Origin of the sequence: Priestia sp. GS2, assembly GCF_036409025.1 — a bacterium.
Taxonomy (GTDB): domain Bacteria; phylum Bacillota; class Bacilli; order Bacillales; family Bacillaceae_H; genus Priestia; species Priestia aryabhattai_A.
The window spans coordinates 123578-148549 of the sequence record NZ_JAZGJX010000001.1; the positions used below are offsets into that span (position 1 = coordinate 123578).

The 24972-nt window shown below is 37.3% G+C and carries 23 protein-coding genes and 1 other annotated feature; of the genes, 15 read left to right on the top strand and 8 right to left on the bottom strand.

The window, feature by feature from the left end:
* The first annotated feature begins 203 nt into the window (after positions 1-203).
* The 4 genes from V2145_RS00680 (at position 204) to motS (ending at position 4335) form a co-directional block, all read left to right on the top strand.
* Positions 204-1271, top strand: a complete 1068-nt coding sequence (locus V2145_RS00680; RefSeq protein ID WP_094911915.1) for a bifunctional 3-deoxy-7-phosphoheptulonate synthase/chorismate mutase — start codon at positions 204-206, stop codon at positions 1269-1271.
* A gap of 471 nt (positions 1272-1742) precedes the next feature.
* A complete protein-coding gene (gene ccpA, locus V2145_RS00685; RefSeq protein WP_094911914.1) occupies positions 1743-2741 on the top strand; it encodes a catabolite control protein A in 999 nt (332 codons plus the stop codon).
* A gap of 78 nt (positions 2742-2819) precedes the next feature.
* Positions 2820-3629 (top strand): flagellar motor protein MotP, encoded by an 810-nt coding sequence (gene motP / locus V2145_RS00690; protein WP_330987252.1) that lies wholly within the window; start codon positions 2820-2822, stop codon positions 3627-3629.
* A 37-nt stretch (positions 3630-3666) separates the two neighbouring features.
* Entirely contained in the window at positions 3667-4335 is a 669-nt protein-coding gene (gene motS, locus V2145_RS00695; RefSeq protein WP_330988114.1) for a flagellar motor protein MotS, read from the top strand.
* Positions 4336-4385: 50 nt separating this feature from the next.
* On the opposite strand, the gene V2145_RS00700 is transcribed toward motS, so the two are convergent.
* From V2145_RS00700 to V2145_RS00710, 3 genes are read right to left on the bottom strand one after another with little or no spacing between them, the layout of a single operon-like run.
* Positions 4386-5564, bottom strand: a complete 1179-nt coding sequence (locus V2145_RS00700) for an acetoin utilization protein AcuC (RefSeq protein ID WP_330987253.1) — start codon at positions 5562-5564, stop codon at positions 4386-4388.
* On the bottom strand, positions 5561-6205 hold the full coding sequence (locus tag V2145_RS00705; protein WP_094911910.1) for an acetoin utilization AcuB family protein: 645 nt from the start codon (positions 6203-6205) through the stop codon (positions 5561-5563). Before V2145_RS00705 ends, V2145_RS00700 begins: the two co-directional genes overlap by 4 nt.
* Positions 6206-6221: 16 nt before the next feature.
* Positions 6222-6854: a GNAT family N-acetyltransferase gene (locus tag V2145_RS00710; protein WP_025909474.1), complete on the bottom strand. Its 633-nt coding sequence runs from the start codon at positions 6852-6854 to the stop codon at positions 6222-6224.
* 222 nt (positions 6855-7076) lie between these two features.
* Here V2145_RS00710 and acsA point away from each other — a divergent pair, with 222 nt between their 5' ends.
* Positions 7077-8792, top strand: a complete 1716-nt coding sequence (acsA, locus tag V2145_RS00715; protein WP_094911909.1) for an acetate--CoA ligase — start codon at positions 7077-7079, stop codon at positions 8790-8792.
* A 114-nt stretch (positions 8793-8906) separates the two neighbouring features.
* Positions 8907-9122, top strand: a binding site (T-box leader).
* 59 nt (positions 9123-9181) lie between these two features.
* Entirely contained in the window at positions 9182-10438 is a 1257-nt protein-coding gene (gene tyrS, locus V2145_RS00720; protein WP_094911908.1) for a tyrosine--tRNA ligase, read from the top strand.
* Between the two features lie 83 nt (positions 10439-10521).
* Here tyrS and rpsD read toward each other — a convergent pair whose 3' ends face one another.
* Together rpsD and V2145_RS00730 are read right to left on the bottom strand one after the other, a co-directional pair.
* On the bottom strand, positions 10522-11124 hold the full coding sequence (gene rpsD, locus V2145_RS00725; RefSeq protein ID WP_025909471.1) for a 30S ribosomal protein S4: 603 nt from the start codon (positions 11122-11124) through the stop codon (positions 10522-10524).
* 299 nt (positions 11125-11423) lie between these two features.
* The gene (locus tag V2145_RS00730; RefSeq protein WP_094911907.1) at positions 11424-11903 is read right to left on the bottom strand and encodes a GAF domain-containing protein; all 480 of its coding nucleotides are present in this window, start codon (positions 11901-11903) and stop codon (positions 11424-11426) included.
* Between the two features lie 246 nt (positions 11904-12149).
* On the opposite strand from V2145_RS00730, the gene refZ reads away from it, so the two are divergent.
* On the top strand, positions 12150-12803 hold the full coding sequence (gene refZ / locus V2145_RS00735; RefSeq protein WP_094911906.1) for a forespore capture DNA-binding protein RefZ: 654 nt from the start codon (positions 12150-12152) through the stop codon (positions 12801-12803).
* Here refZ and hisJ read toward each other — a convergent pair.
* Positions 12789-13586, bottom strand: a complete 798-nt coding sequence (hisJ, locus tag V2145_RS00740; protein ID WP_094911905.1) for a histidinol-phosphatase HisJ — start codon at positions 13584-13586, stop codon at positions 12789-12791. The genes refZ and hisJ overlap by 15 nt on opposite strands.
* A gap of 310 nt (positions 13587-13896) precedes the next feature.
* Between hisJ and ezrA the strand changes: the two genes are divergently transcribed.
* A complete protein-coding gene (gene ezrA / locus V2145_RS00745; RefSeq protein WP_311856378.1) occupies positions 13897-15588 on the top strand; it encodes a septation ring formation regulator EzrA in 1692 nt (563 codons plus the stop codon).
* Between the two features lie 53 nt (positions 15589-15641).
* Here ezrA and brnQ read toward each other — a convergent pair whose 3' ends face one another.
* The gene (brnQ, locus tag V2145_RS00750) at positions 15642-17003 is read right to left on the bottom strand and encodes a branched-chain amino acid transport system II carrier protein (protein WP_131888395.1); all 1362 of its coding nucleotides are present in this window, start codon (positions 17001-17003) and stop codon (positions 15642-15644) included.
* 263 nt (positions 17004-17266) lie between these two features.
* Here brnQ and V2145_RS00755 point away from each other — a divergent pair, with 263 nt between their 5' ends.
* From V2145_RS00755 to V2145_RS00770, 4 genes are all read left to right on the top strand, one after another.
* Positions 17267-18409 (top strand): cysteine desulfurase family protein, encoded by a 1143-nt coding sequence (locus tag V2145_RS00755; protein ID WP_330987254.1) that lies wholly within the window; start codon positions 17267-17269, stop codon positions 18407-18409.
* A 6-nt stretch (positions 18410-18415) separates the two neighbouring features.
* Positions 18416-19627, top strand: coding sequence for a tRNA uracil 4-sulfurtransferase ThiI (gene thiI, locus V2145_RS00760; protein WP_094911900.1), 1212 nt, complete (start codon positions 18416-18418; stop codon positions 19625-19627).
* Between the two features lie 96 nt (positions 19628-19723).
* Positions 19724-19918: an alpha/beta-type small acid-soluble spore protein gene (locus V2145_RS00765; RefSeq protein ID WP_094911899.1), complete on the top strand. Its 195-nt coding sequence runs from the start codon at positions 19724-19726 to the stop codon at positions 19916-19918.
* A gap of 135 nt (positions 19919-20053) precedes the next feature.
* Positions 20054-21649, top strand: a complete 1596-nt coding sequence (locus tag V2145_RS00770) for an amidohydrolase (RefSeq protein WP_330987255.1) — start codon at positions 20054-20056, stop codon at positions 21647-21649.
* Positions 21650-21690: 41 nt separating this feature from the next.
* Here the strand turns inward: V2145_RS00770 and V2145_RS00775 are convergent, their stop codons facing one another.
* Entirely contained in the window at positions 21691-22491 is an 801-nt protein-coding gene (locus V2145_RS00775; protein WP_131888392.1) for an NAD kinase, read from the bottom strand.
* 158 nt (positions 22492-22649) lie between these two features.
* Between V2145_RS00775 and sppA the strand changes: the two genes are divergently transcribed.
* The 3 genes from sppA to V2145_RS00790 all read left to right on the top strand — a co-directional run bounded on the left by sppA (position 22650) and on the right by V2145_RS00790 (position 24964).
* Positions 22650-23663, top strand: coding sequence for a signal peptide peptidase SppA (gene sppA, locus V2145_RS00780; protein WP_094911896.1), 1014 nt, complete (start codon positions 22650-22652; stop codon positions 23661-23663).
* Between the two features lie 13 nt (positions 23664-23676).
* Positions 23677-24186: an RDD family protein gene (locus tag V2145_RS00785; RefSeq protein WP_094911895.1), complete on the top strand. Its 510-nt coding sequence runs from the start codon at positions 23677-23679 to the stop codon at positions 24184-24186.
* An 88-nt stretch (positions 24187-24274) separates the two neighbouring features.
* Positions 24275-24964, top strand: coding sequence for a DUF2953 domain-containing protein (locus tag V2145_RS00790; RefSeq protein WP_256993361.1), 690 nt, complete (start codon positions 24275-24277; stop codon positions 24962-24964).
* The last annotated feature ends 8 nt before the right edge of the window (positions 24965-24972 follow it).

Below are 24972 nucleotides of genomic sequence, written 5' to 3' on the forward strand. Positions count from 1 at the left end.
TGCGTGCTGAAAGATTGCGCAGGCTTTTGCTTTATTGTGCTTCAGGTGAATTTCGTATAAAATGAATGTAACTTAGTCGTCTCCTCTATCTATATCCTCCTAGATCAACAGATTCTTCAAAGGACTTTTGTGTTTTAGTTATTTTCAGCAGCGAGATAAACACATGAATATTGATAACCGTAAAGGTGAAAGGGTGGAACCAAATGGCGAAACAAGATTTACAGCAACTACGTGCTCAAATTGATGAACTGAACCTACAGCTATTAAAAGTTATTAATGAAAGAGGACTGCTCGTTCAAGAGGTTGGTAAACTAAAAGGAGTGCAGGGAACGAATCGTTTTGACCCCGTCCGTGAAAGAGCAATGCTTGATTTAATTGTTGAGAAAAATGAAGGGCCATTTGAAACATCTACTCTACAGCATATCTTTAAGGAAATTTTTAAAGCGAACCTCGAGCTCCAAGAAGATGATCATAGAAAAGCACTGCTTGTCTCAAGGAAAAAAAAGCCAGATAATACAATTGTCACGGTAAAAGGAGAAGCAATTGGCAATGGTAGTCAGCGGTTTATTGCAGGCCCTTGTGCAGTTGAAAGCTATGAGCAAGTTGCTGCGGTGGCAAAAGCAGTAAAGCAGCAAGGAATTAAGCTTCTTCGCGGTGGTGCTTATAAGCCTAGAACGTCACCGTATGATTTTCAAGGGTTAGGTTTAGAAGGGCTGAAGATTTTAAAGCAAGTTGCTGATGAATACGATTTAGCGGTGATCAGTGAAATCGTGACCCCTGGTGATATTGAAACAGCACTTGAGTATGTAGACGTTATCCAAATTGGTGCACGAAACATGCAAAACTTTGAATTACTAAAAGCAGCAGGAAGTGTGAATAAGCCTGTATTATTAAAAAGAGGTTTAGCTGCTACAATTGATGAATTTATTAATGCTGCTGAATACATTATGTCAAAAGGAAACGGTCAAATTATTTTATGTGAACGTGGAATTCGAACATATGAGCGAGCAACTCGCAATACGTTAGATATTTCGGCTGTTCCAATCTTGAAAAAAGAAACGCATTTACCAGTTCTTGTCGATGTTACGCACTCCACGGGACGAAGAGATTTATTGCTTCCAACTGCTAAAGCAGCGCTTGCAATTGGAGCTGATGGAGTCATGGCAGAAGTTCATCCAGACCCAGCTGTTGCATTATCAGATTCTGCCCAGCAGATGAATATTCCTCAATTTAATGAATTTATGAATAAGTTAAAGCCGCTTTGTAATTGAAATGTATAAATGAGAAGCCTGAAACTCATGTTTCAGGCTTCTTGTATGAAAAACTGTACTGTTATAAGTAGAAAAAAGCAATAATGTTGCATCTTTACAATAAGTTTGCTAAAAATAGGAAAGGATAAAAAGACAGAATCATTTTTTGAAAATCTGGTGAAATTTGTCGGAAAAAGGCGCTAAAGGCGTTGCGGTTCAGCACATAGTGTCGTATAGTAGTTACAGATATTCGCTATAATTCTGTCAATTATTTTTTATTCAAGCCCCTGTATGTACGTGTATATACATAAGAACTTTTGATGATTTATGAATAGACGTTATATAGAATGGGTATTTAATGGGTATATAAAAATCATGAATGAAAATCTTACAACTATTTCGTTATATGCAAGAAGGGTTTATATACGTAATTACAAGTTATCATTTTAGGACAAAATAAGTGAACAAGTAATATAAAAGGAGCGTGTCGTTATGAACGTAACAATTTATGATGTAGCAAGAGAAGCGAGTGTATCAATGGCAACGGTTTCGCGCGTTGTGAACGGAAACCCTAACGTGAAGCCTTCGACAAGAAAAAAAGTATTGGAAACAATTGAACGTTTAGGCTATCGTCCTAACGCAGTAGCAAGAGGGTTAGCAAGTAAAAAGACAACAACAGTAGGGGTTATTATCCCAGATATCTCAAGTATCTTTTATGCAGAACTTGCACGTGGTATTGAAGATATTGCTACAATGTACAAATATAATATTATTCTAAGTAACTCCGATCAAAATCAAGATAAAGAACTTCACCTATTAAATACAATGCTAGGTAAACAAGTAGACGGAATTATTTTCATGAGTGGTAATTTAACTGAAGAGCATGTAGAAGAGTTAAAAAAGTCACCGGTTCCGATTGTATTAGCAGCATCTATTGAATCTACAAACCAAATTCCATCTGTCACAATTGATTATGAACAAGCAGCATATGATGCGGTTAAGTCTTTAATTGACAATGGCCACAGTAAAATTGCGTTCTTAGCAGGTACTCTAGAAGAACCAATTAATCATGCCAAAAAATTAAAAGGCTATGAAAGAGCATTAACAGATCATCAAATTGATGTTCAAGATTCCTATATTGTGGAAGGCGATTACACGTACGATTCAGGTATTGAAGCAGTTGAAAAGCTATTCGAAGAAAGTGAAAAACCGACAGCTATTTTTGTAGCTACTGATGAAATGGCTCTAGGTGTTATTCATGGTGCACAAGATCGTGGATATAACGTGCCAAATGACCTTGAGGTTATTGGATTTGATAATACGCGTTTAGCTACGATGGTACGTCCGCAGCTAACTTCTGTTGTTCAACCAATGTATGATATTGGTGCGGTAGCTATGAGATTATTAACGAAGTATATGAATAAAGAAACGGTTGATAGCAGCATTGTTCAGCTTCCACACCGTATTGAATACAGACAATCAACAAAATAAAAACAAATTTCCATAAGTAGCTAATGAGCTTAGTCATGCAAAAACATATTGAAGTTGCCATTAGTGGGGAGAGAAGGTATGAAGAAATTTGATCTATTAACGCCTATAGGGATACTAATTGGTATCTCTATGGTTGCGTTTGGCGTTATTTCTAGCGGCGGAGTACAAGGTTTTTTAATTTTTATTGATTTCCCGTCCATGCTTATTGTCTTGGGGGGAGTTTTCGGAGCTCTATGCGTAAGCTTTCCAATTAGGCAGCTTCGTAATATGTGGAGAGTTGGTTTACAAGCTTTTCAATCAAAAGAATCAAACGTTGATGAGATGATTGGGAAATTTGTACAGCTATCAGAATTAGCAAGGCGTGAGGGATTATTAGCACTGGAAGCAGAAATGCACAAGGTCCATGATCCATTCGTACGAAAAGGACTTTTATTAGCAATTGATGGCGTAGAACCTGAAATAATTAAAGAAATGTTAGAAGCAGAAATTATTGGAGTTGAGGAACGTCATTCTAGGGGGAGAAATATGTTTGAAAAAGCTGGTGACTATGCTCCAGCTTGGGGAATGGTAGGAACATTAATTGGACTTGTTTTAATGTTACGGAACTTAAATACTCCTTCTACACTTGGTCCAAATATGGCCATTGCACTTCTGACGACATTATATGGTTCTCTTCTTTCAAATTTATTATTTCAGCCAATTGCAGCCAAGCTAGCAGTAAAAACAGAGCAGGAAGTATTTATGAAAGAAGTAGTAATTGAAGCTGTTGTCGGTTTGCAAAACGGTCAAAACCCTAGATTATTGCAAGAAAAGCTAAAAGCATTTATACCAGCTAAAAAAGTAGGACAATCTCAGCTTAAAGAGGGGACTAGCGTCCGTGAAGCGTAGAAAAAAAGTTCAGCATTCTTCACAGTCAAACAAATGGATGGTGACGTTTGCAGACCTTGTTACATTAATATTGGTGTTTTTTATTTTACTTTTCTCTATGTCTAATATCGATAATATTAAGTTTAAACAATTAGTAAACTCTTTGGGCTTATCAGAATCTAATGGGGTAAACGCTTCTATTATTGAATTTGAATCATCGTCGCATCCGCGAGAAAAAAACAATGAAAAAGGCGTTAGTAACAAGTCAGCGGAGCTTAATCGTATTCTTTTACAGGTACAACAATATCTTGAAAAAAATAACCTTCAAGAAGTGATAACGGCGAATCGGGATAAGCGAGGAGTCGTTTTGGTATTACAAGAACAGATGTTGTTTGAAACAGGAGAGGCAGAGATTTTAAAAAAAGGCTATCCGTTTTTAAATGAGCTAGGTGAGCTTTTTACGACCATACCTAACCAGATTAAAATTGAAGGCTATACCGATAATCGACCGATTAAAACGTACCGTTATCCATCGAACTGGGAGTTGTCTACTGCAAGAGCAAGCAGCGTTATTCGCTACTTTACAGCTAATTATGATTTGAAGTCTGAGCAATTTATCGCTATTGGTTACGGGGAAGCAAAGCCTGTTGTTGAAAATACGTCAGAAGCCAATATGCAAAAGAATCGACGCGTTGAGATTATTATTTCTGACCCAACCAATGAATAGTTATTCAGAGCATGGCCTCTTCTCAGATTATGAGAGAAGGCCATGCTTTTTTAGTGAGATGAAGCTTCTTTCTGATGCGAACGAATAGGAAAAAGAGCTCGAGAGACAGTATGAGCATTCTTTTCCTCAATTTCTTGCCTTCTTGGAATCGGGTCATAGACTCCATCTTCATCATCCCACTTTGTACAGATGGGGATGGGAGCTTCCCTCTCCCACTTTTGAACCCAGGTTGCGGGTAAACTTCCCGTAATATCTTGCTTTTCTAACATCTCTAGCCAAATAAAGGACCAAGCGCGTGGAACTACACGCCAAATATCATATCCTCCACCACCTACTCCAATCCACTTTCCATTGCAGTATTTATGAGCAATCTCATGCGCGATTTTTGGAATTTCCCGATACATTCTAGTTGTGCCGCAAAGGTGAGTAAGCGGATCATAGTAATGAGAATCAGCACCGTTTTGAGTTAAGATCACATCTGGCTTGAAGAACGCAGCAATCTCTTCAAGTGATGTTTTATAGGCATGTAACCATGAGTCGTCTTCTGTATAGGCATCAACTGGTATATTAAATGAATATCCGTATCCTTTATTATGGCCACGCTCGTTTACATCTCCAGTTCCAGGGAATAGATATCTTCCCGTTTCATGAATGGATAAAGTACATACAGAAGGATCATCGTAAAAAGTCCATTGTACGCCGTCACCGTGATGAGCATCTGTATCGACGTATAAAATGCGGGCACTATATTTTTCTTGCATATAGCGAATAGCTACCGCACTATCATTATAAATACAAAAGCCAGATGCTTTTCCTCGAAAGCCATGGTGAAGTCCACCACCAAGGTTTAGTGCATGGTTAGCCTGTCCTGACATGACTTGGTCTACGGCAGTAAGCGTACCACCAACTAGAAATGCACTAGCCTCGTGCATGTTATGAAAGATAGGTGTATCTTCTGTCCCTAATCCATAGCTTTCAGCTTTTGTGTTCGATAAATTTCCTGATCCAGCATCTTTAACAGCTTGTATATAAGCAGGGTCATGAACGAGCGCTAGCTCTTCATCAGTAGCCATTCTTGGCAAGACAAGTTGTTTTTCTGTTAGCATTCCAGACTCCAGCAACAGTTCATAAGTTAGCTTTACTCGAAGCTGGTTAAAAGGGTGGTGTTGATTAAACTTATAAGTTAATAAATCTTCAGAGTAAATAAAGACGGCATCTTGTTTTTTCATAGCGTATTCTCCAGTGATTTTGGCCAAATAACTTCGTAGCCGTGATCACGTAAATCGTTAAGAATGCTAAGTGGATTAAACGTTTGAACCCTAAAAACGAGTACTTTATATCGATCATCTTTATCAGGGTATACTAGGACGCTTAAGATATTTGTACGGTGTTGACCGAATATAGCTGTCACGTCACTTAAAACACCCGCTTGATTTTTAACTTTTACTTCAATATGTGACCCAGGCTTATGTGACCCAGTTAACTGAATAAAGCTTCGCAATAAGTCTCGTTCAGTAACAACACCGATTAGACGGTTCTCTTGTGTAACAGGTATGCATCCGATTTGGTTTTCATAGAAGACGTTTGCGATATCTTCCACAAAATCAAGGGGATGTGCAGTAATAACATTTTTTTTCATGATGCGATAAATAGGTTCTGATAATTCAGTAGACTGTGAAGATGGATCTAGAATTGATGGGCTAGCATCTCGTATATCACGATCGGAGATAATACCAACAATATGATTTACATGATTCACAATTGGAATGTGACGAATTTTATATGTATCTAGCAAATGAAGTGCTTCAGCAATGGTATCAGTCGGTGCTAGAGTAATAACATCTTGAATCATAATTTCTTCAACAAGCATATAAAACGCCTCCTTATCAATACATAAAGCGATTTTGAAAACGTAGGTGGTCAAACGATTGAACGCTATCTAAATTGACTCTTTTTCCTATTCGAGCCATTAAACAGTTGGCAGGATGTGAGCTGATTTCTGGATCATCTGTTGCATACCAGGTTAATCCACCTGTGTTCATCATTTTTTCCATGATTTTACGGTATTCCCACACGTTTAAGCCTGTTCCTTTTAAATCCCAATGCCAATAATATTCTGTTGTAATAATAATATAATCTTCCATTGCATCATCCATCATTGAAACCTTCAATAAACTTTTTCCAATAGAGTAGCTTCTAAATGGAGCTGCCACCTCAATGGCACCTAGCTCAATTAAATTATCCATTTTCCCTTCAGACCATCTTTCTAGAGGGTCTGGGTATAAGAAGGTGACATAGCCAACAACGGTATGGTTAATACGTGCAACAATAATTCTACCTTCAGGTAAGTCGGCAATTTCAACTAGAGCTTGCTTTTGCTGTTCAGCGGGTCTAAAGGCCGTTAATTCTTGGTGGAAATCTAGCTGTGCTAATGTTGTAGAGGAAACGGGACCTTCAATGACTAACGTCCCAACAGGAGTTTTAACTTCTTTCATATTGTATGTTTTGATGTGATTCAACAAGGTCACCACCTTTATTCGGTCTTATCTGTATTATACATAAAATCGAGATAAATGAAGCGTTTTCAATAAATTTATCGAGAAAAAAAGGAAATTGGTAGAATTAGTCGAATTATTTTATCGAGAACAGAGCTTGTTTTTGAAGAATATTTTTAAAATTGAGAAAACTATTACTCTGTTATATAATAGGGATGAGAATATTTACATAAGGGGGAGTTTGTGATGAAGGTGGAAGCGCTTCCTGTAATTAACGGTGAGTATAATTTACAGGACTATGATCAAATGTATACAGAATTTGATTGGTCACAGGTGGAAAAAGAATTTTCTTGGCATGAAACAGGTAAACTAAACGCTGCCTATGAAGCAATAGATAGGCACGCAAACTCTACGAGGAAAAATAAAGTAGCGCTTTATTATCGCGATGCGAATCGTAATGAAAAGTATACGTATCGTGAAATGAAAGATTGGTCAAATAAAGCAGCGAATGTTTTAAAACAGGCAGATGTTGAAAAAGGAGACCGCGTTTTTATTTTTATGCCGAGATCTCCTGAACTGTATTTTGCTCTTATAGGTGCTATTAAATTAGGAGCTATTGTTGGTCCATTATTCGAAGCATTTATGGAAGGTGCTGTGAAAGATCGACTTGAAGACAGTGAAGCGAAAGTATTAATTACAACTCCAGAATTACTCCAACGTGTACCCGTCCAGGAATTACCCGCTTTAAAACATGTTCTTCTTGTAGGTGAAGAAGTGGAAGAGCATGGACCATTTTTAGATTTTAATCAGCGTATTGCACAAGCAAGTAAAGAAGTTGAAATTGAATGGGTTGATCGAACTGATGGTATGCTGTTGCACTACACATCAGGTTCAACTGGCAAACCAAAAGGTGTTTTACATGTTCATAATGCGATGCTCCAACACTATCAAACTGCTAAATGGGTGTTGGATTTAAAAGATGAAGATGTATATTGGTGTACGGCTGATCCTGGTTGGGTCACAGGTACATCTTACGGTATTTTTGGTCCATGGCTAACCGGCTCAACAAATGTTATTATTGGTGGACGTTTTAGTCCAGATTCGTGGTATCAGGCTCTTGAAGAGTACGGTATTACCGTTTGGTATAGTGCACCTACTGCTTTTCGTATGCTGATGGGAGCGGGAGATGAGCTTGTAAAGCGCTATAATTTATCTCAGCTTCGTCATGTTTTAAGTGTAGGTGAACCTCTTAATCCTGAGGTTGTGCGCTGGGGGATGAAGGTATTTCAAAAGCGCATCCATGATACGTGGTGGATGACAGAAACAGGTGCTCAAACAATTTGTAACTACCCGTGCATGAAGATTAAGCCGGGATCGATGGGCAAGCCAATTCCAGGCGTGACAGCAGCTATTGTTGATGATCAGGGCCAAGAACTTCCACCTTATCGAATGGGGAATTTAGCTATTAAAAAAGGCTGGCCTTCTATGATGCATACAATTTGGAATAACCAAGCAAAATATGAATCATATTTTATGCCAGGTGATTGGTACGTATCAGGAGATTCAGCTTATATGGATGAAGATGGTTATTTTTGGTTCCAAGGGCGAATCGATGATGTTATTATGACAGCTGGTGAGCGTGTAGGGCCATTTGAAGTTGAAAGTAAGCTTGTGGAACATCCAGCAATTGCTGAAGCAGGAGTTATCGGAAAACCAGACCCTGTTCGTGGTGAAATTATTAAAGCATTTATCGCATTAAGGGATGGTCATCAACCTTCGGATGAGTTGATTGAGGAAATCCGTCAGTTCGTGAAAAAAGGGTTGGCTGCTCATGCAGCACCACGTGAAATTGAATTTAGAGACAAGCTTCCAAAAACAAGAAGCGGTAAGATTATGCGCCGCGTCTTAAAAGCATGGGAGTTAGATCTTCCAACAGGTGATTTATCAACTATGGAAGATTAATTTAAAAAACTCAAAGAGATTTCTCTTTGAGTTTTTAGTTTTTTATCACATAGATTGCTACTTGAATTTTAAAATGAAATCATTCATAATAATGCTGTATAGATTTTTTTAATATAAAATGCAGAGATAGGAAAAAGTAGTAGCTGTCTCCCTGTTAAAGAGAGCTGGTGGTCGGTGTAAATCAGCCATAGACAGATATGAAGTACATCCTTGAGCATCTTTTGTGAATATTTTAGTAGCAAAAGACGGGAAGACCGTTACATCGTTTAAGTGGAAAATAACCGTTGTTATTTTCAAATAGGGTGGTACCGCGATATTTTCGTCCCTTCTTTTATAGAAGGGGCGTTTTTGTGTTGTTTTGAAAGATATATTAAAGGAGAGAAATTTAGATGAGCATTTTACAAGATCTTGAATTCCGTGGTCTTATTAATCAACAAACGGATGAAAAAGGGTTAAGTGAGTTATTAAATTTGGAATCAGTTCGCTTATATTGTGGATTTGATCCAACGGCTGATAGTTTACATATTGGCCATTTGTTACCGGTGTTAATTTTACGTCGTTTCCAGCAAGCCGGTCATCAGCCAATTGCATTAGTTGGTGGAGGTACAGGTCTTATTGGAGATCCAAGTGGGAAAAAAGCAGAACGTACGCTAAATGAAAAAGAAACGGTAGCAATGTTTAGTGATCGTATTAAAGGTCAGCTATCTCGCTTCTTAGATTTTGAAAACGGAGATAATCAAGCGGTTATTGCAAACAACTATGACTGGATTGGATCTCTAGATGTTATTACTTTCTTACGTGATATTGGTAAGAACTTTGGCATCAATTACATGATGGCAAAGGATTCAGTTCAATCCCGTATTGAGTCAGGAATTTCTTTCACAGAATTTAGTTACATGATTCTGCAGTCTTATGACTTCTTGAATTTATACAAAACGTATAACTGTAAGCTACAAATTGGGGGAAGTGACCAGTGGGGGAACATTACAGCTGGCCTTGAACTAATTCGTAAATCTGAAGAGGATGCAAAAGCATTTGGTTTAACAGTTCCGCTTGTAACAAAAGCTGACGGTACAAAGTTTGGTAAAACAGAAGGTGGAGCAGTTTGGTTAGACGCTGAAAAGACAAGTCCTTATGAGTTCTATCAGTTCTGGATTAATACCGATGACCGCGATGTTGTAAAATACTTAAAGTATTTTACGTTCTTATCTCATGAAGAGATTACAGCACTTGAAGTATCTGCTAATGAAGCACCTGAAAAACGTGAGGCTCAAAAGGCATTAGCGTCTGAAATGACGGAGCTTGTTCATGGGAAGGCAGCTCTAGAGCAAGCAATTCGTATTTCACAAGCTTTATTTAACGGTAACATTTCTGAGTTAACTGCAGCAGAAATTAAAGAAGGATTTAAAGATGTACCTTCTTACAATCATAGTGGTGAAGAAGTAGGACTTATCGATTTGCTTGTTGAAAGTAAAATTTCTCCGTCTAAACGTCAAGCACGTGAAGATGTAACAAACGGAGCAATTTATATTAACGGAGAACGTATTCAAGACCTTCAAAAAGTAATGACGGAAGAAGATCGTATTGAAGGGCAGTTCACAGTTATTCGACGCGGTAAGAAAAAATATACGTTGATTCAATATTAATGAAAAAGACGCTCCGAAACGAGCGTCTTTTTCATAAGTAAATAAAAAAAAGATTCCCCACACAGGGAATCTTTTTTTTACTATTAACGAGAGTAGAACTCTACGATTAGTGCTTCGTTGATTTCAGGAGATAGTTCAGTACGCTCAGGTAAGCGAGTGAAAGTACCTTCTAATTTTTCAGCATCTACAGTTAAGTAGTCTGGTACGAAGTTTGTAGCTTCTACAGATTCTTTAATAATTGAAAGGTTGCGAGATTTTTCGCGAACACCAATTACTTGACCTGGTTGTACACGGTAAGATGGGATGTCAACACGTTTACCATCAACTAAGATGTGACCGTGGTTAACTAATTGACGAGCTTGACGACGAGTACGTGCAAGACCCATACGGTATACTAAGTTATCAAGACGAGCTTCTAAAAGAATCATGAAGTTCTCACCGTGCTTACCAGTTAATTTACCAGCAGCAACGAATAAGTTACGGAATTGACGCTCGTTTACGCCGTACATGTGACGTAATTTTTGCTTTTCTTGTAATTGTAAACCGTACTCAGAAATTTTCTTACGTTGTCCTGGACCATGTGGACCTGGAGCGTAAGGGCGTTTTTCTAATTCTTTACCTGTACCACTTAGAGAAAGACCTAAGCGACGAGAAATTTTCCAACTTGGACCTGTATAACGAGCCATGATGACTCCTCCTTGTTTGTGTTTTTATTTTATGCAAAACAAAAACAGACACATTCTAGCGATATGCTCATTTTGTTTTCATGTACCATCGCTCTAGCAGCAGAGAGTTACACGATACACCATCAGCTTATGCTGAGGAACAAAATGAAAAACATAAAGAAGATTGTATAAGCTGCAATATTTTACACAACGAGTATTATATGTTTTCTAATTAGAATTGTCAAGTCCATGTCTTTGAAATGTGATGAGGCATATTCACTATAAAAGAGGGGTTCTTAAGAACCCCTCTTTATTACTTATCACATTGCTTCTAGTAAAGCTTCAACAAACTTCTCTAAATAAGCTTGATCTAGCTCATCGAAACGGCTTTTAATTGGGCTATCAATGTCAAGCACACCAATTAATTTACCGTCTTTTACAATAGGAACAACGATTTCTGATTGAGATGCAGCATCACAGGCGATGTGACCAGGGAACTGATGTACATCAGCAACGAGCTGAGTTTGATGTGTTTCAGCTGCAGTTCCACAAACACCTCGTCCAAATGGAATCCTTACGCATGCCGGTAATCCTTGGAAAGGGCCAAGCACTAGTTGGTTTCCTTCCGTTAGATAAAATCCAACCCAGTTTACATCTTCTAAAAACTGATTTAAAAGTGCTGAAGCATTAGAAAGGTTTGCGATGAAATTATTTTCACCGTCAATTAATGCACGAAGTTGTTTTAAAACGAGCTCGTAATTTTTTTCTCTTGATTCGCTATAGTTTTCGACATGAAACATGTTATTCTCCTCCATTCAACATAAAACGTATAAAAATGTATCAAAGCGCGTCGTTCTGTTCATTACTTTGTCGATAAAAGATTACAGGAACTTAGAAGCTTATCACGAATTATGTAGATAAGCCGATAAAACCCTTTTAAATAATGTAACGATTTCTCTGGGATTTTGCAATGACTTTGATTGCGCATAAGAATACGTAATTTCTGTTTGAATATCACTTGATTGAAAAAAGATGAGGTGGTAAAAATGGCTACTCAAGCTAAAACGAAGGAACGAATTATTGACGCTGCGGTTTCATTATTTAACGCGAAAGGCTTTGATGGAACTTCAGTACGCGAAATTGCTACAAGAGCAAAGGTGAACGTAGCGAATATTTCATATTACTTTGAAGGAAAAGAAGGTCTATTAGAAACCCTTGTTACAACTTACTTTGAAGGCTATATAGCAGCGCTTGAAAATGAATTTGAGCTCAGAGAATATAAAGATGCTAAGGAATGTTTACAAGGGATGGTTGCTGCTGTACTGAATTATCAGCATGAAAACCGTACAATTGCGCGACTTGTTTATCGTGAGATTTCACTAGACACGACGTTCATAAGAGAAGTTATGACAACATACCTGGCAAAAGAGAAGTATTATCTTAAAACTGTTTTAGAAAAAGGAATGGAGAGCAGGGAATTTCGAAAGGTTAACGCTTCATTTATCATTATCCAGTTAAAAGCGCTGCTTTCGATGCCTTACCTCCATCCACAATATTTAACAGAAGTATTATATATCATGCCTCAAGAAACTTACTTTTTAGAACAATACACTGGTGAACTAACCGCTTGGATTCAAACGATGCTATATGAACAGTGTGAATCGAACAAGCAAGTGCACGTGCGTTTAACAAGAAAATAGCGCTTCGTAACCTTGACCGAGGTCCTTCGCACAATGGGCATCTGATCCATAGACAAGAGGGATCTTTTTTTGGCGTGCTAATTCAAGCACATTAGGAGCAGGGTATGCTTCTTGACAAAGAGGTTTAAATAGCCCAGCTGCATTATAATCAAGCTCTAAGTTATTTTTCTGAATGGCTAATAAAATCGTATTGATTTCTTCAGTAAACGGATTAGGACACGGAAATTGCTTTTGGAACTTATGAACGAGCGTCATATGTCCTATTCTCTGTGGCTTAAAAATTCCTAAGTCACAATTTATAGACTTCAACAACGTTTCGTAGTACTTATCATATGTTTTGCTTACACTTCCAAATTTCTGTACAATATGAGCAAATGCTTCGGGGCTATAATCTAAACAAAAGTACTGACGGTCAAACCTTAAAAAGTGAACAGACAGTATGCTGTCGTCTAAGTGAGGGCCGTATTCATTTAAGAATTGCGCAGTTTCCGTTTCAAATCCATCAATATAATCCACTTCAAGTCCAACATTGATCTTTAAGTCGTTGGCATACTGCTCTTTTATGCGATGGACATCCTTTAAATAACCTTCAAGCTGTGCCATAGACATGCTGCTATCTTGTTGTGGAGTAGGATCAACAAAACTCTCGGGAAGTGGGGCATGCTCTGTAAATGAAATTTCCTGAAATCCTAATTGGATGGCTTGTTCTGCATAAGCTTGTAATGAATCTTTTGAGCCATGTGGACAAAACGGTGTGTGAATATGACGGTCTACCTTTGTCAATTTGCATCATTCCTTTCGTTTTCTTTAATTGTAACGTTGCAGTCTAAAACTTCAACTGTACAACTCGAAATTTCAACAATTTTGTCGATAAGTTTAGAAAAGCAAAAGGTTTTTTTTGAAAGAAATGACAAAACGAGATACGGTCGACAAATTACCAATATTTTGTGCAAAAAAATTAAAATTTTTGCTCAAAAGCAAGGCTTTACATGGTATCATAAAAACATTGACGCTTAAACATTTAAAGGATTACAATAACCCTTTTTATAAATAGGAAACTTGTCATGTAGAACGTATTGTAAGGGGGCTTAGTATGGAATTTATTATTGCACTAATCATACTAATTATCGGATTAGTTGTGTACGGAATGTTTTCACGAAAAAAAATCTATCAAGAAATTGACCGGCTTGAATCACGTAAGATGGAGTTAGCAAACATGCCGGTAGCAGAGGAAATTTCAAAAGTAAAAGAACTAAACATGACAGGTCAAACTGAAGAGCTATTTGAACGCTGGCGTGAACAGTGGGATGATATCGTAGCAACTGAGCTTCCAAAAGTTGATAAATTACTTTTTGAGACGGAAGAATGTGCAGATAAATACCGCTTTAAAAAGGCGAAGCAGCTATCTATACATATTAATGAACTGTTAGATAAAACAAAGACTGAAATTGAGAACATATTAACGGAACTACAAAACCTCATTGGTAGTGAACAAGATAATCGTCATGATATTGAAGAGCTTAACCAGTTACACCGCCATGTAAAGAAAAAGTTGCTAGCGCATCGCTATTCATATGGAAAAGCTGAAAAAACGCTTGAAGCAGCAATTGATCATGCAAAGAAGCAGTTTGCTGTTTTTGAAGAAGAAACAGTAAATGGAAACTATTTGCAAGCACGTGAAACGGTTCTACAGCTAAAAATTGATTTAACGGCAATTGATACATGCTTAGAACAAATTCCAAAAGTATTAGTAGAATGTCAAACTACGCTTCCAGCTCAGTTTTCGGAATTGCTTGATGGATTTATTGGGATGACAAGGGATGGATACGTGTTAGATCACCTGCAGGTTGAAGAAACGATTGAATTTTTAAAACATGAAACAGACACGATTATTCAACAAATTGAAGAGCTTTATGTAGAAGAAGCAATGGCAAAGCTAGATAGCGTAAATGAACGTTTAGAACAGTTATATGATGCTTTAGAACACGAAGTGTATTCATATCATAAAATGAATCAGGAATCTCAAACGGTTTCACACTTTTTGAAAATTTTACAAGATAAAAACCGAGAATTGAGAGATGAAACACTGTTCGTACAGCAAAGTTATCATTTTAAAGAGAAAGACTTAGAGCTATATTACAAAATGGACCGCGAATTAAAGCGTTTAACGAATCTTTACTATAATATCACAGATAAAGTAGCGGAACATAACTTAGCTTATAGTGTGATTCAAGAAGAGCTTGAAGATGTGTCGAAGCAACTCAAACAGCTTCAACAGTCGCAAGACTCTTATAGCGATATGTTGCAAGCATTGCGAAAAGATGAGTTGACAGCTAAAGAGCAGATTGAAGAGTTGAAATCTCAGCTCATTGAAGCAAAGAGGTTAATTCAGAAAAGTAATTTACCTGGTGTACCTGAATATTATAAGGTTCAGTTAGAGAAAACGATGCACCTGTTGAAGGACGCAACGTTAAAGCTTCAGGAAAAACCGCTTAACATTCAAGCAGTCCAAACTCTTCTTAGTGAAGCTGTAGAAGCTGTAAAAGAGACGTTTGAAGAAACAGAAGCAATTCTAGAAGAAGCACAGCTTGTTGAAAAAATGATTCAATATGGGAATCGTTACCGTAGTCAGTATGGATCAGTAGCTCAAGCACTACGAGATGCAGAAGAGCTCTTCCGGAAATATGAATACAAAGAGGCTCTGAATGAAGTGGCTAGTGCCATTGAACAGGTCGACCCTGGTGCGGTAGAAAAAATTCAACAGTTTATGGTAACAAATAGATAGAATAAAAAAACGCCAGCTTAATTAGCTGGCGTTTTTTTATTGGTGATAGGAATTTATGAAGCCTTGCGAGAAGAGGATTCCACATCTTCGATATAACTTCCGCGAATCTTACTAATCATATAGCCGATGATACAAGCAATAAGTGTTGGAATTAACCAACCCATTCCGTCGCTATAAAGTGGAAGGTAGCTTGTAAATAACTTGTCAATGCTTGCAATTTTTAAATTAGCAGCATTTAGTCCATCAAAAAGACTAAAAAACGCACTTGTAATGACTGCTAGTACATATACTTCACGTCCAAATCGTAGTGCTGATGCAGCCAAAGAAAGAACAATTAAGCTAATAGCAATTGGATAGATAAATGTAAGGATTGGCACTGAAATAGAAATTAATTGTGTAAGCCCTACATTTGCAATAATTGCACTAAATATTGTGAGTATTACTACAAAGCCTTTATAGGAAAGCTTTGGGAATATACGATGAAAAAAAGAACTACAAGCAGAAATCAAGCCGATTGATGTAGTTAAACATGCGAATGTAATTGCTAATCCTAAGATAATCGTTCCAAAGCTACCGAATAGTTCCCTAGCAACAGCCGTTAAGATAGCTCCTCCATTGGATTGCATGCCGATAGACTCTACGCTGGATGCGCCAATGTAAGCTAGTGATACATATACTACAATCAATCCAATCGCAGCAATAAAACCTGCTTTAATACAAATAGCCGAAAGTTTCTGACTATTTATAATACCTTTTTCTCGAATACTTGAAATGACAACAATCCCAAACACAAGAGCCGCAATAGCATCCATTGTTAAATAACCATCAACAAACCCTGCTACAAATGAAGCTGATTCGTATCTTGGTTGTGGAAGCTGAAATTCTCCCATTGGTGTCAGTAAACTTTTTAGAACAAGTATAGCTAAGACTGTTAATAATAAAGGTGTTAAAATCTTACCTATGCGATCTACAATTTTTGTTGGATTTAATGATAGAAATAACGTAATACCAAAGAAAATAATGGTATAGATCATTAAAGGTACATTACTAGCTAATGCGCTATCGGACAAGAATGGTGTAACGCCGATTTCAAACGCTACAGTATCTGTCCTTGGAATACCAAAAAAAGGTCCAATTGCTAGATATAAAACAATTGTAAAAAATATTCCGAAAATAGGGTGTACTCGGTTTGCTATTTTTGTGAAATCTCCATTGGTTTTGGACGTGGCGATAATTCCTAGTAACGGTAATCCAACACCCGTTATTAAAAAGCCAATTGTTGCACTCCATGTATTTACCCCTGCTTGTTGTCCTAACGAGGGCGGAAAAATCATATTACCTGCACCAAAAAATAGGGCAAAAAGCATTAAACCAATAGCTAACGTCTCTTTGCGAGTTAGTGCTTCTTTTTTCATAATGCCTCCTATATTCTATAGAAATAGTATAAAGTTTCTGATACATACTATCATATTTCATAAAAAAAATGTCGAAAATTTTAAAAATCTAAATATTCAGTTTAATTATCTGGGCAGTTATATGATATTTAGACTTCTGTTTAGAAAGGTAATTAAGAGTATTATCTGTTTCATTTGGATAAATAAACAACATCATTTAAAAAATAATGAAGGTATGCTATGATAAAAAGTTGTTTCTAAATATTTTTAAAGGGGCGTGCACATTGATTTACTTAGATAATAGTGCTACTACTAAGCCTTATGATGAAGTTATTCAATCTTTTACAAAGGTTGCTACAACATATTATGGAAATCCTTCTTCGCTCCATCAGTTTGGTGTTCAAGCGGAAAATCTTATGACAAAATCAAGAGAGCAAGTAGGACAATTATTACACGTATCACCAAAAGAAATTATTTTTACATCTGGGGGTACGGAGGGAAATAACATGGCAATAAAAGGTGTAGCCATGAAATATAAAAATAGAGGTCGTCATATTATCACAACGGCTATTGAACATGACTCCGTTCATGAACCTTTTAAACAACTACAAGAGCTTGGTTTTGATGTAACATACTTACCTGTTTCTAGAGACGGGTTTGTAAATCCTCATGACCTTAAGAGTGCAATTAGACCTGAAACCATTTTAGTTTCAATCATGCATGTTAATAATGAAATCGGAACAATTCAGCCGATTGAAGAAATCGGGGAAATATTGAAGGAGTATCCAACGGTTTTGTATCATGTAGATCATGTTCAAGGTATTGGAAAAGTTCCTCTTTCGTTGCGAGGTGCTCATATTGATTTATGCACAATATCAGGTCATAAAATTCATGGTTTAAAAGGAACAGGGATTTTATATATAAGCCAAGGGGTTGAACTTTCACCATTGATTAGTGGAGGTTCTCAAGAGTTACAGAAGCGCTCTGGCACTGAAAATGTGCCTGGAGTTGTCTCATTTGCAAAAGCGCTTCGTTTAACTATGGAACATGCATCGAAGAATAGTAATAAAATGAAAAAGATGCAAAGTGAACTGAAAGCTCAATTGGAAAAGCACGAACGTATTATTATGAATACTCCAGTTGAAGGTTCTGCTCCTCACATCTTAAATTTCACTGTAAAAGGAATTAAAGGGGAAGTATTCGTTCATGCTCTAGAGGAAAAAGGTGTTTTTGTATCAACAACATCAGCTTGTTCTTCTAAGCGTCAAAAGCCTAGTAAAACATTATTAGGAATGGGAAAAAGTTACGAAGAAGCCGATCAGTCAATTCGTATTAGCCTGTCTCATGTTAATGATTTTAATGAAATAACGCCAACAGTTAATGCAATCTTCACAGTCATTGAAGAACTAAAAAAAGTAATGGGGTAAAAATAAATGATTTATAACCATATATTAATTCGTTATGGAGAAATCTCCACTAAAGGACAAAACAGAAAAAAATTTGTTGCTCAGCTACGTCAAAATATTGTCCACGCTTTAACCGAATTTTCTAACGTGGATATTAAATACACAAGAGATCGTATGTACATCCACTTGAATGGAGAAAACCATGAGCCGATTGTAGAACGTCTTCAAGAAGTTTTCGGTATTCAAAGCTTTAGCTTAGCTTTAAAAGTAGAAAATGAATTAGAATCGATTCAAGAAGCTGCATTAAAAGCGATGAAAGAGTTTGATGTAGAGAATAGAACATTTAAAGTATCAACACGTCGTGCTTATAAAGAATTTCCGCTTGATACTAGCGAGCTTAACTATGCGGTTGGTAGTCATATTTTGCGAAATACAACAAATTTAAAAGTGGATGTACGTAATCCTGATGTAAATGTAAGAGTAGAAGTTCGTCGTGAAGCCACGTACATTACGTGTTTTGACTATCAAGGAGCTGGAGGGCTTCCTGTAGGGACAAGTGGACGCGCAATGCTTATGCTGTCGGGGGGAATTGATAGCCCGGTTGCAGGTTACCTAGCAATGAAAAGAGGACTAGAAATTGAAGCAGTTCACTTTTATAGCCCACCGTTTACAAGCGAGCGGTCTAAGCAAAAAGTAGTTGATCTTGCTCAAAAGCTTACGAAATATCATTCGAATATTAAGCTTCATATCGTGCCGTTTACAGCTGTTCAGCAAGCTATTCAAAAACAGATTCCAGAAAATTATACGATGACATCTACAAGAAGGATGATGCTTCGTATTACAGATCTATTGCGTACTCAAAGAGAATCCTTAGCAATTGTAACAGGGGACAGTTTAGGACAGGTTGCTAGCCAGACTGTTGAAAGTATGTATGCAATTAATGAAGTAACAAACACGCCAATTTTAAGGCCACTTGTCACAATGGACAAAACGGATATTATTAAGATTGCTCAGCAAATTGATACGCATGAGATTTCAAATCGTCCATATGAAGATTGCTGTACAATTTTTACACCAAGTGCACCAAAAACAAAGCCAAAACGTGAAAAAGTAAATCGATACGAAGAATTTTATGATTTTGATACGCTTATAAAAGAAGCAGTTCAAAATACAGAAACCCTTGAAATAAAGGCGTTAGAGCCACAAAATCTACTTGAAAATGATGCCGATTTATTTTAATAAATAAAAAAGATAAAAATTACCAAAAAAAAAGCGTATGAAGCCATGTGTTTTGACACACTCTATATTCAACAAGCAACGAGGAGGTGAAAACACATGGCAAACACAAACAAATTAGTAGCTCCTGGTTCAGCAGCTGCTATCGACCAAATGAAATACGAAATCGCTTCTGAATTTGGTGTAAACCTTGGACCAGAAGCAACAGCTCGCGCTAACGGTTCTGTTGGTGGCGAAATCACTAAACGTTTAGTTCAAATGGCTGAACAACAACTTGGTGGTAGCTACAAATAAGTCATATTAATTGAATAATGATGGCTAACGAAGAGTGAGGGAAACCTCACTCTTTTCGTTTGGGTGATTTTCTTTTGTCATTTGTGGCAAAGCTTTATACTAAATGTAAAGTGCGTTTGGGAAAGGGAGAGAGAGATGGGAACATTGTTTTATGGTGGAAAAATTTACACAATGGCTCAAGAAGGAGAATGGGTAGAGAGTGTTTTTGTGAAAAATGGAGTAATTGAAGACCTAGGCTTCGAACGTAATGTCAGAAATGCACAACAAAATGATATTCAAAACGAAGTGAACTTAGGTGGCAGCGTTATGTATCCCGGCTTTGTTGATAGCCATTTACATCTAATTGGACACGGAGAAAAACTGCTTCGCTTAGACTTGTCCCAAGCGTCTTCTGCCAATGAGGTATTGAAGTTAGTTGAAGAAAAGGTTAAGAAAACCCCATTGGGAGAGTGGATTATCGGAGAAGGATGGGATGAGAACCAGTGGGATGACCCCGAATTACTTCATCATCGAGATTTAGACGTACTGACAGACCAACACCCAATTGTTCTTAAACGTGTTTGTAGACACGGACTGCTTGCAAATGGCAAAGCATTAAAAATAGCGAACATTTCTAAAGGCACGAAATCTCCAGAAGGAGGTGCCATTCACGTTGATGAATTGGGAAGGCCAACAGGTTTTTTAGCAGATCAAGCACAGGAATTGGTAACCAAACACATTCCAGTTGTATCAGAAGCTTATTTAGAAGAAGCTTTGCAGGTTTCAATTAAAGATTGTGTCCAACATGGGCTTACAGGTGTACATACGGAAGATTTAAATTATTATGGGGGGTTTACCCGGACATACCAAGCATTTAAGAAAGTGATAGAGGATCAAAAAAATTTATTTCGCTGTAACTTACTTGTTCATCATGGGGTTGTAGAGTCAATGGACCAATATGTGAAACAGCAGTCTACTCACTCTGCATTTTTAGAATTTGGTGCGATGAAAATTTTTGCTGATGGTTCATTAGGTAGTCAATCTGCACTGCTTAGCTTTCCATATAAAAGTGATCCATCAACAAATGGACTAGCTATTCAAAGTCTATCAGAGCTCAAACAGCTTGTTCGAAAGGCGAGAGAGCTTAGCAGGCCTGTAGCTATTCATGCTATCGGTGATTTAGCTTTTGAATACGTATTAGATAGTATTGAGCAATATCCACCTAGTGAAAATGTGCGGGATCGTATTATTCATGCACAAATCTTAAGAAAAGATTTGATTGAAAGAACCAAGCATTTACCCGTTGTATTAGATATTCAACCGCGCTTTTTAGCAAGTGATTTTCCATGGGTAATTGATAAAATAGGTGAGGAGAAATTGAAATATTGCTACGCCTGGAAAACGCTATTAGATAGCAATATTATGTGTGCAGGAGGCTCAGATGCACCTATAGAGCCAATTAACCCACTATTAGGAATACACGCAGCCGTAACGCGTAAAGTAGGGCCAGGAGACTTACCTGAATATATGCCAAACGAAAAGGTAACAATGTTCCAAGCGATTCAATTATTTACCTTAGGGAGTGCCCAAGCGACTAGTGAAGAACATATAAAAGGAAAGATTGAAAAGGGATACGTTGGTGACTTTACAGTGTTTAAAAAGGACTTATTTGAAGTAAACGTGGATGAGCTACTTGAAGTTCAAGTTCATTTCACCATTATAAACGGGGAGATTGTCTATAAGTGCTCATAAAAAAAGAGGTGTGCTGTAAAGCACGCCTCTTTAAATAATATTTATAAGAATGTACGCTGTACGCGTTGCCAAAATGAATTATCTTTTAATTTTACAGTTTTGATTTGGCGATCGCTTAGACGCACTTGGATTTGATCCACATGTTTTGTACTGATTGCTTCGTTATCTAAGCCAATAACAGGGTAATGGCTGTTATCGTTTGAGAGCTTTAGTGTTAATGTGTGCTCACTGCTTAAAATAAAAGAAGACCCAAGCGTACGGTAATTGTTATTGTTTAAAGATGCAAGTTCGCTGATTTGCATACACGGTAAAAGCGGATCAACGACGGCACCGTTAACAGATTTATTATAAGCGGTACTTCCTGTTGGTGTTGAAATAACCATACCATCGCCACGGAATGTCTCAAAGTGATTTTCATTAATAAACACGTCCATTGTAAACGTTTTTATTAATGCGGATCGCACAAGACATTCATTTAGCGAATGGAGTGTAGTGCCTTGATCAATAGTTGTTTCTAATACAGGAAAGCGTCTTACCTCAATGTTTTCGGAAGTAATAGCATCAATCATTTTTTCCTTTTCATTAATATGAAAATCACAGTAGAAATTTAGCTGCTCAGATGTTGCTACCCCTGCATATAAGCAGTCATCTCTAAAACCTGTTTGACGGACAGCCTGTAAAAAAGCACCGTCATCTCCAATACTTACGATAATATTTGCATCTTTCGCATGCTCTACTACTGTAAAATCATAATTAACCGCTAACTCTTGTAAAGGTTTTACTGCGGCATTCGTTTCTTTATTTCTAGGATGAAAGAAATAAACATTGCGACGATTTGACATATGTAGTTCCCCCTTGTTTTCCCGTCTTTGATGTAAAAAAATAGTATAAAAGTAAACTTTCTTACAAAAGTTTGTTACAATAATTATATCACTATTAAAACATAAATTGAAAGATTATTCTTTCAATTTGTACTCAGGATTAATTTAGGAGGGTTTTCATGAATACGAAAAGGTGGGTAGCACTGGCCATCGCAGTGGGTGTATTTATTATTTCAATACTAGTAAACACAGTTTCCGCTTTTCTTTTTGCTAGTGATGAGGAAAGTGGCGTTGCTGGATTCTTTGGTGGAAGTACTAGCGAGCTAACGGAAACGGTAATTGAAGAGGGTGCGTCTCTTAATAAGATTGCTGTTTTAGAAGTGAACGGCACGATTCAAGATACCGGAGATAGCACATCAGTGTTTTCGCAAGGGGGCTATAATCACGAGCTGTTTTTAGAGCAACTTGATGCAGCTAAAGATGACGACATGGTCAAAGGAATTATCATAAAGGTGAATTCACCAGGTGGCGGAGTAGTAGAAAGTGCTCAAATACATAAGAAAATAGAAGAGATTCAAGCTAATACAAAAAAACCTATTTATATTTCAATGGGTTCAATGGCTGCATCTGGCGGTTATTATATCTCGACATCAGCTGATAAAATTTATGCAACTCCGGATACGCTAACAGGTTCACTAGGTGTTATTATGCAAAGCGTGAACTATGGAGAGCTTGCTGAGCGTCTAGGAGTAAGAGATGTCACGATTAAGAGTGGTGAGCATAAAGACATTATGTCCCCTACAAGAGATATGACAGAGGAAGAACGTCAAATTATGCAAAAGCTTATTGATAACTCATACAGCGGCTTTGTTGATGTAATCTCAAAAGGGCGTGACTTATCGGAAAGTAAGGTCCGTGAAATTGCTGACGGAAGAATCTATGATGGACGTCAGGCGAAAGAGTTAAAATTAGTTGATGAACTAGGGTTTTTTGAAGACAGTTTAGCAGATATGAAAAAGCAATATAAGTTAAAAGATGCTCAGGTTATTGAATACGAATCAGGCTTCGGTTTTCCTTCATGGTTATCTATGAGTATGAACAAAATGATGGGAAGTGATCAGCAGCTATCTTCTATTTTGAAATCATTAGCTGAGCCAAATTCTCCTCGTATGATGTATCTATATCAAGAATAGAGGTGGATGAATAATGGAAAATAACTCATATGATAAAGAAATAGAAATAAAGGGTGTTGAACATTCATCACCTTTAGAGGATAAAATAGTAAATCCTTCTGTAGTTGAAAATCGCTATGCTGGATTTTGGATGCGCTTTTGGGCATACCTACTTGATATCATTGTAGTAGGAAGTATTAACGGCATTGTTGTAAAGCCAATTTTTAAAGCGTTTGATCTTGCTCAAGTTGATCAATTATTCTCACCTTTTTGGTTCATTACGGCACTGACATTTTACGGTTATTTTATTTTAATGACCAAGTTCTTTGGGCAAACATTAGGAAAGATGGTGTTCGGCTTAAAGGTAGTCTCATTAAATGGAACTCCGCTTAGCTGGTCAGTCGTTTTGTTCCGAGAAGGGATTGGACGTTATATTTCAAAAACGGTTCTATTTATTGGTTATATCATCGTTGCCTTTTTACCTAAAAAGCAAGGTGCGCATGATTATTTTGCAGAGACTGCGGTAGTGCATGAAATAAAATAATATAGAAGGCCTCTACTCAATGAGTAGGGGCCTTTCTTGTTAGGTTTAACTTCATGATGTATGGGACATAATGGAAGGGGAAAAAGGAGTGAAGAAAGTGATATGGGTGTCATGGGTTATCGCAATACTACTTGTCCTTGTGTTCATAGTGATGGTTACGAAAATTACGGTATATATTGACTTACGACATGCCAAGGATAACGATTATTATCGCGTGACGTTTATGGCGTGGTTTAAGCTCATTCGCTATACATATGAAATACCAGTGGTAAAGGTTCAAAAAGATTCCAAAACCCTGCTTGTCGAAGAAAAAAGCGGAGCGGGAGAAAATACAAATAAAGATAAATGGAAAGACTATTCCGTTGAAGACGGTCTCAATCTTCTGGAAGATGCAAAGCAATTCTTAGAACATGTTGTTGGCTTTCATACTATTTTCCAAAAATTTTTAAATCGGGTAGCAGTGAAAAACCTAAAGTGGCATACGCGAGTAGGTCTGGGTGACGCAGCTCTCAGCGCTATTTTAGTGGGCGTTGTATGGTCTGCAAAAAGTGGTGTTGTTCATCTACTAGACCGCTATATGAGGCTGAAAAATCCTCCTACGATGACAGTAGTGCCAGTCTTTCAACAGATGTGGTCTGAAACCATTTTTCAATGCATAATTTCATTCCGATTAGGCCAAGCTATATTAGTAGGTTTACGTTTAGTTAAGCACTGGCGCAAGATTCCTCGCTTTTATAAGCCTGAAAGCGAAAGTAAGGCGCATTCTGTTAAAACATAAGGAGGTTA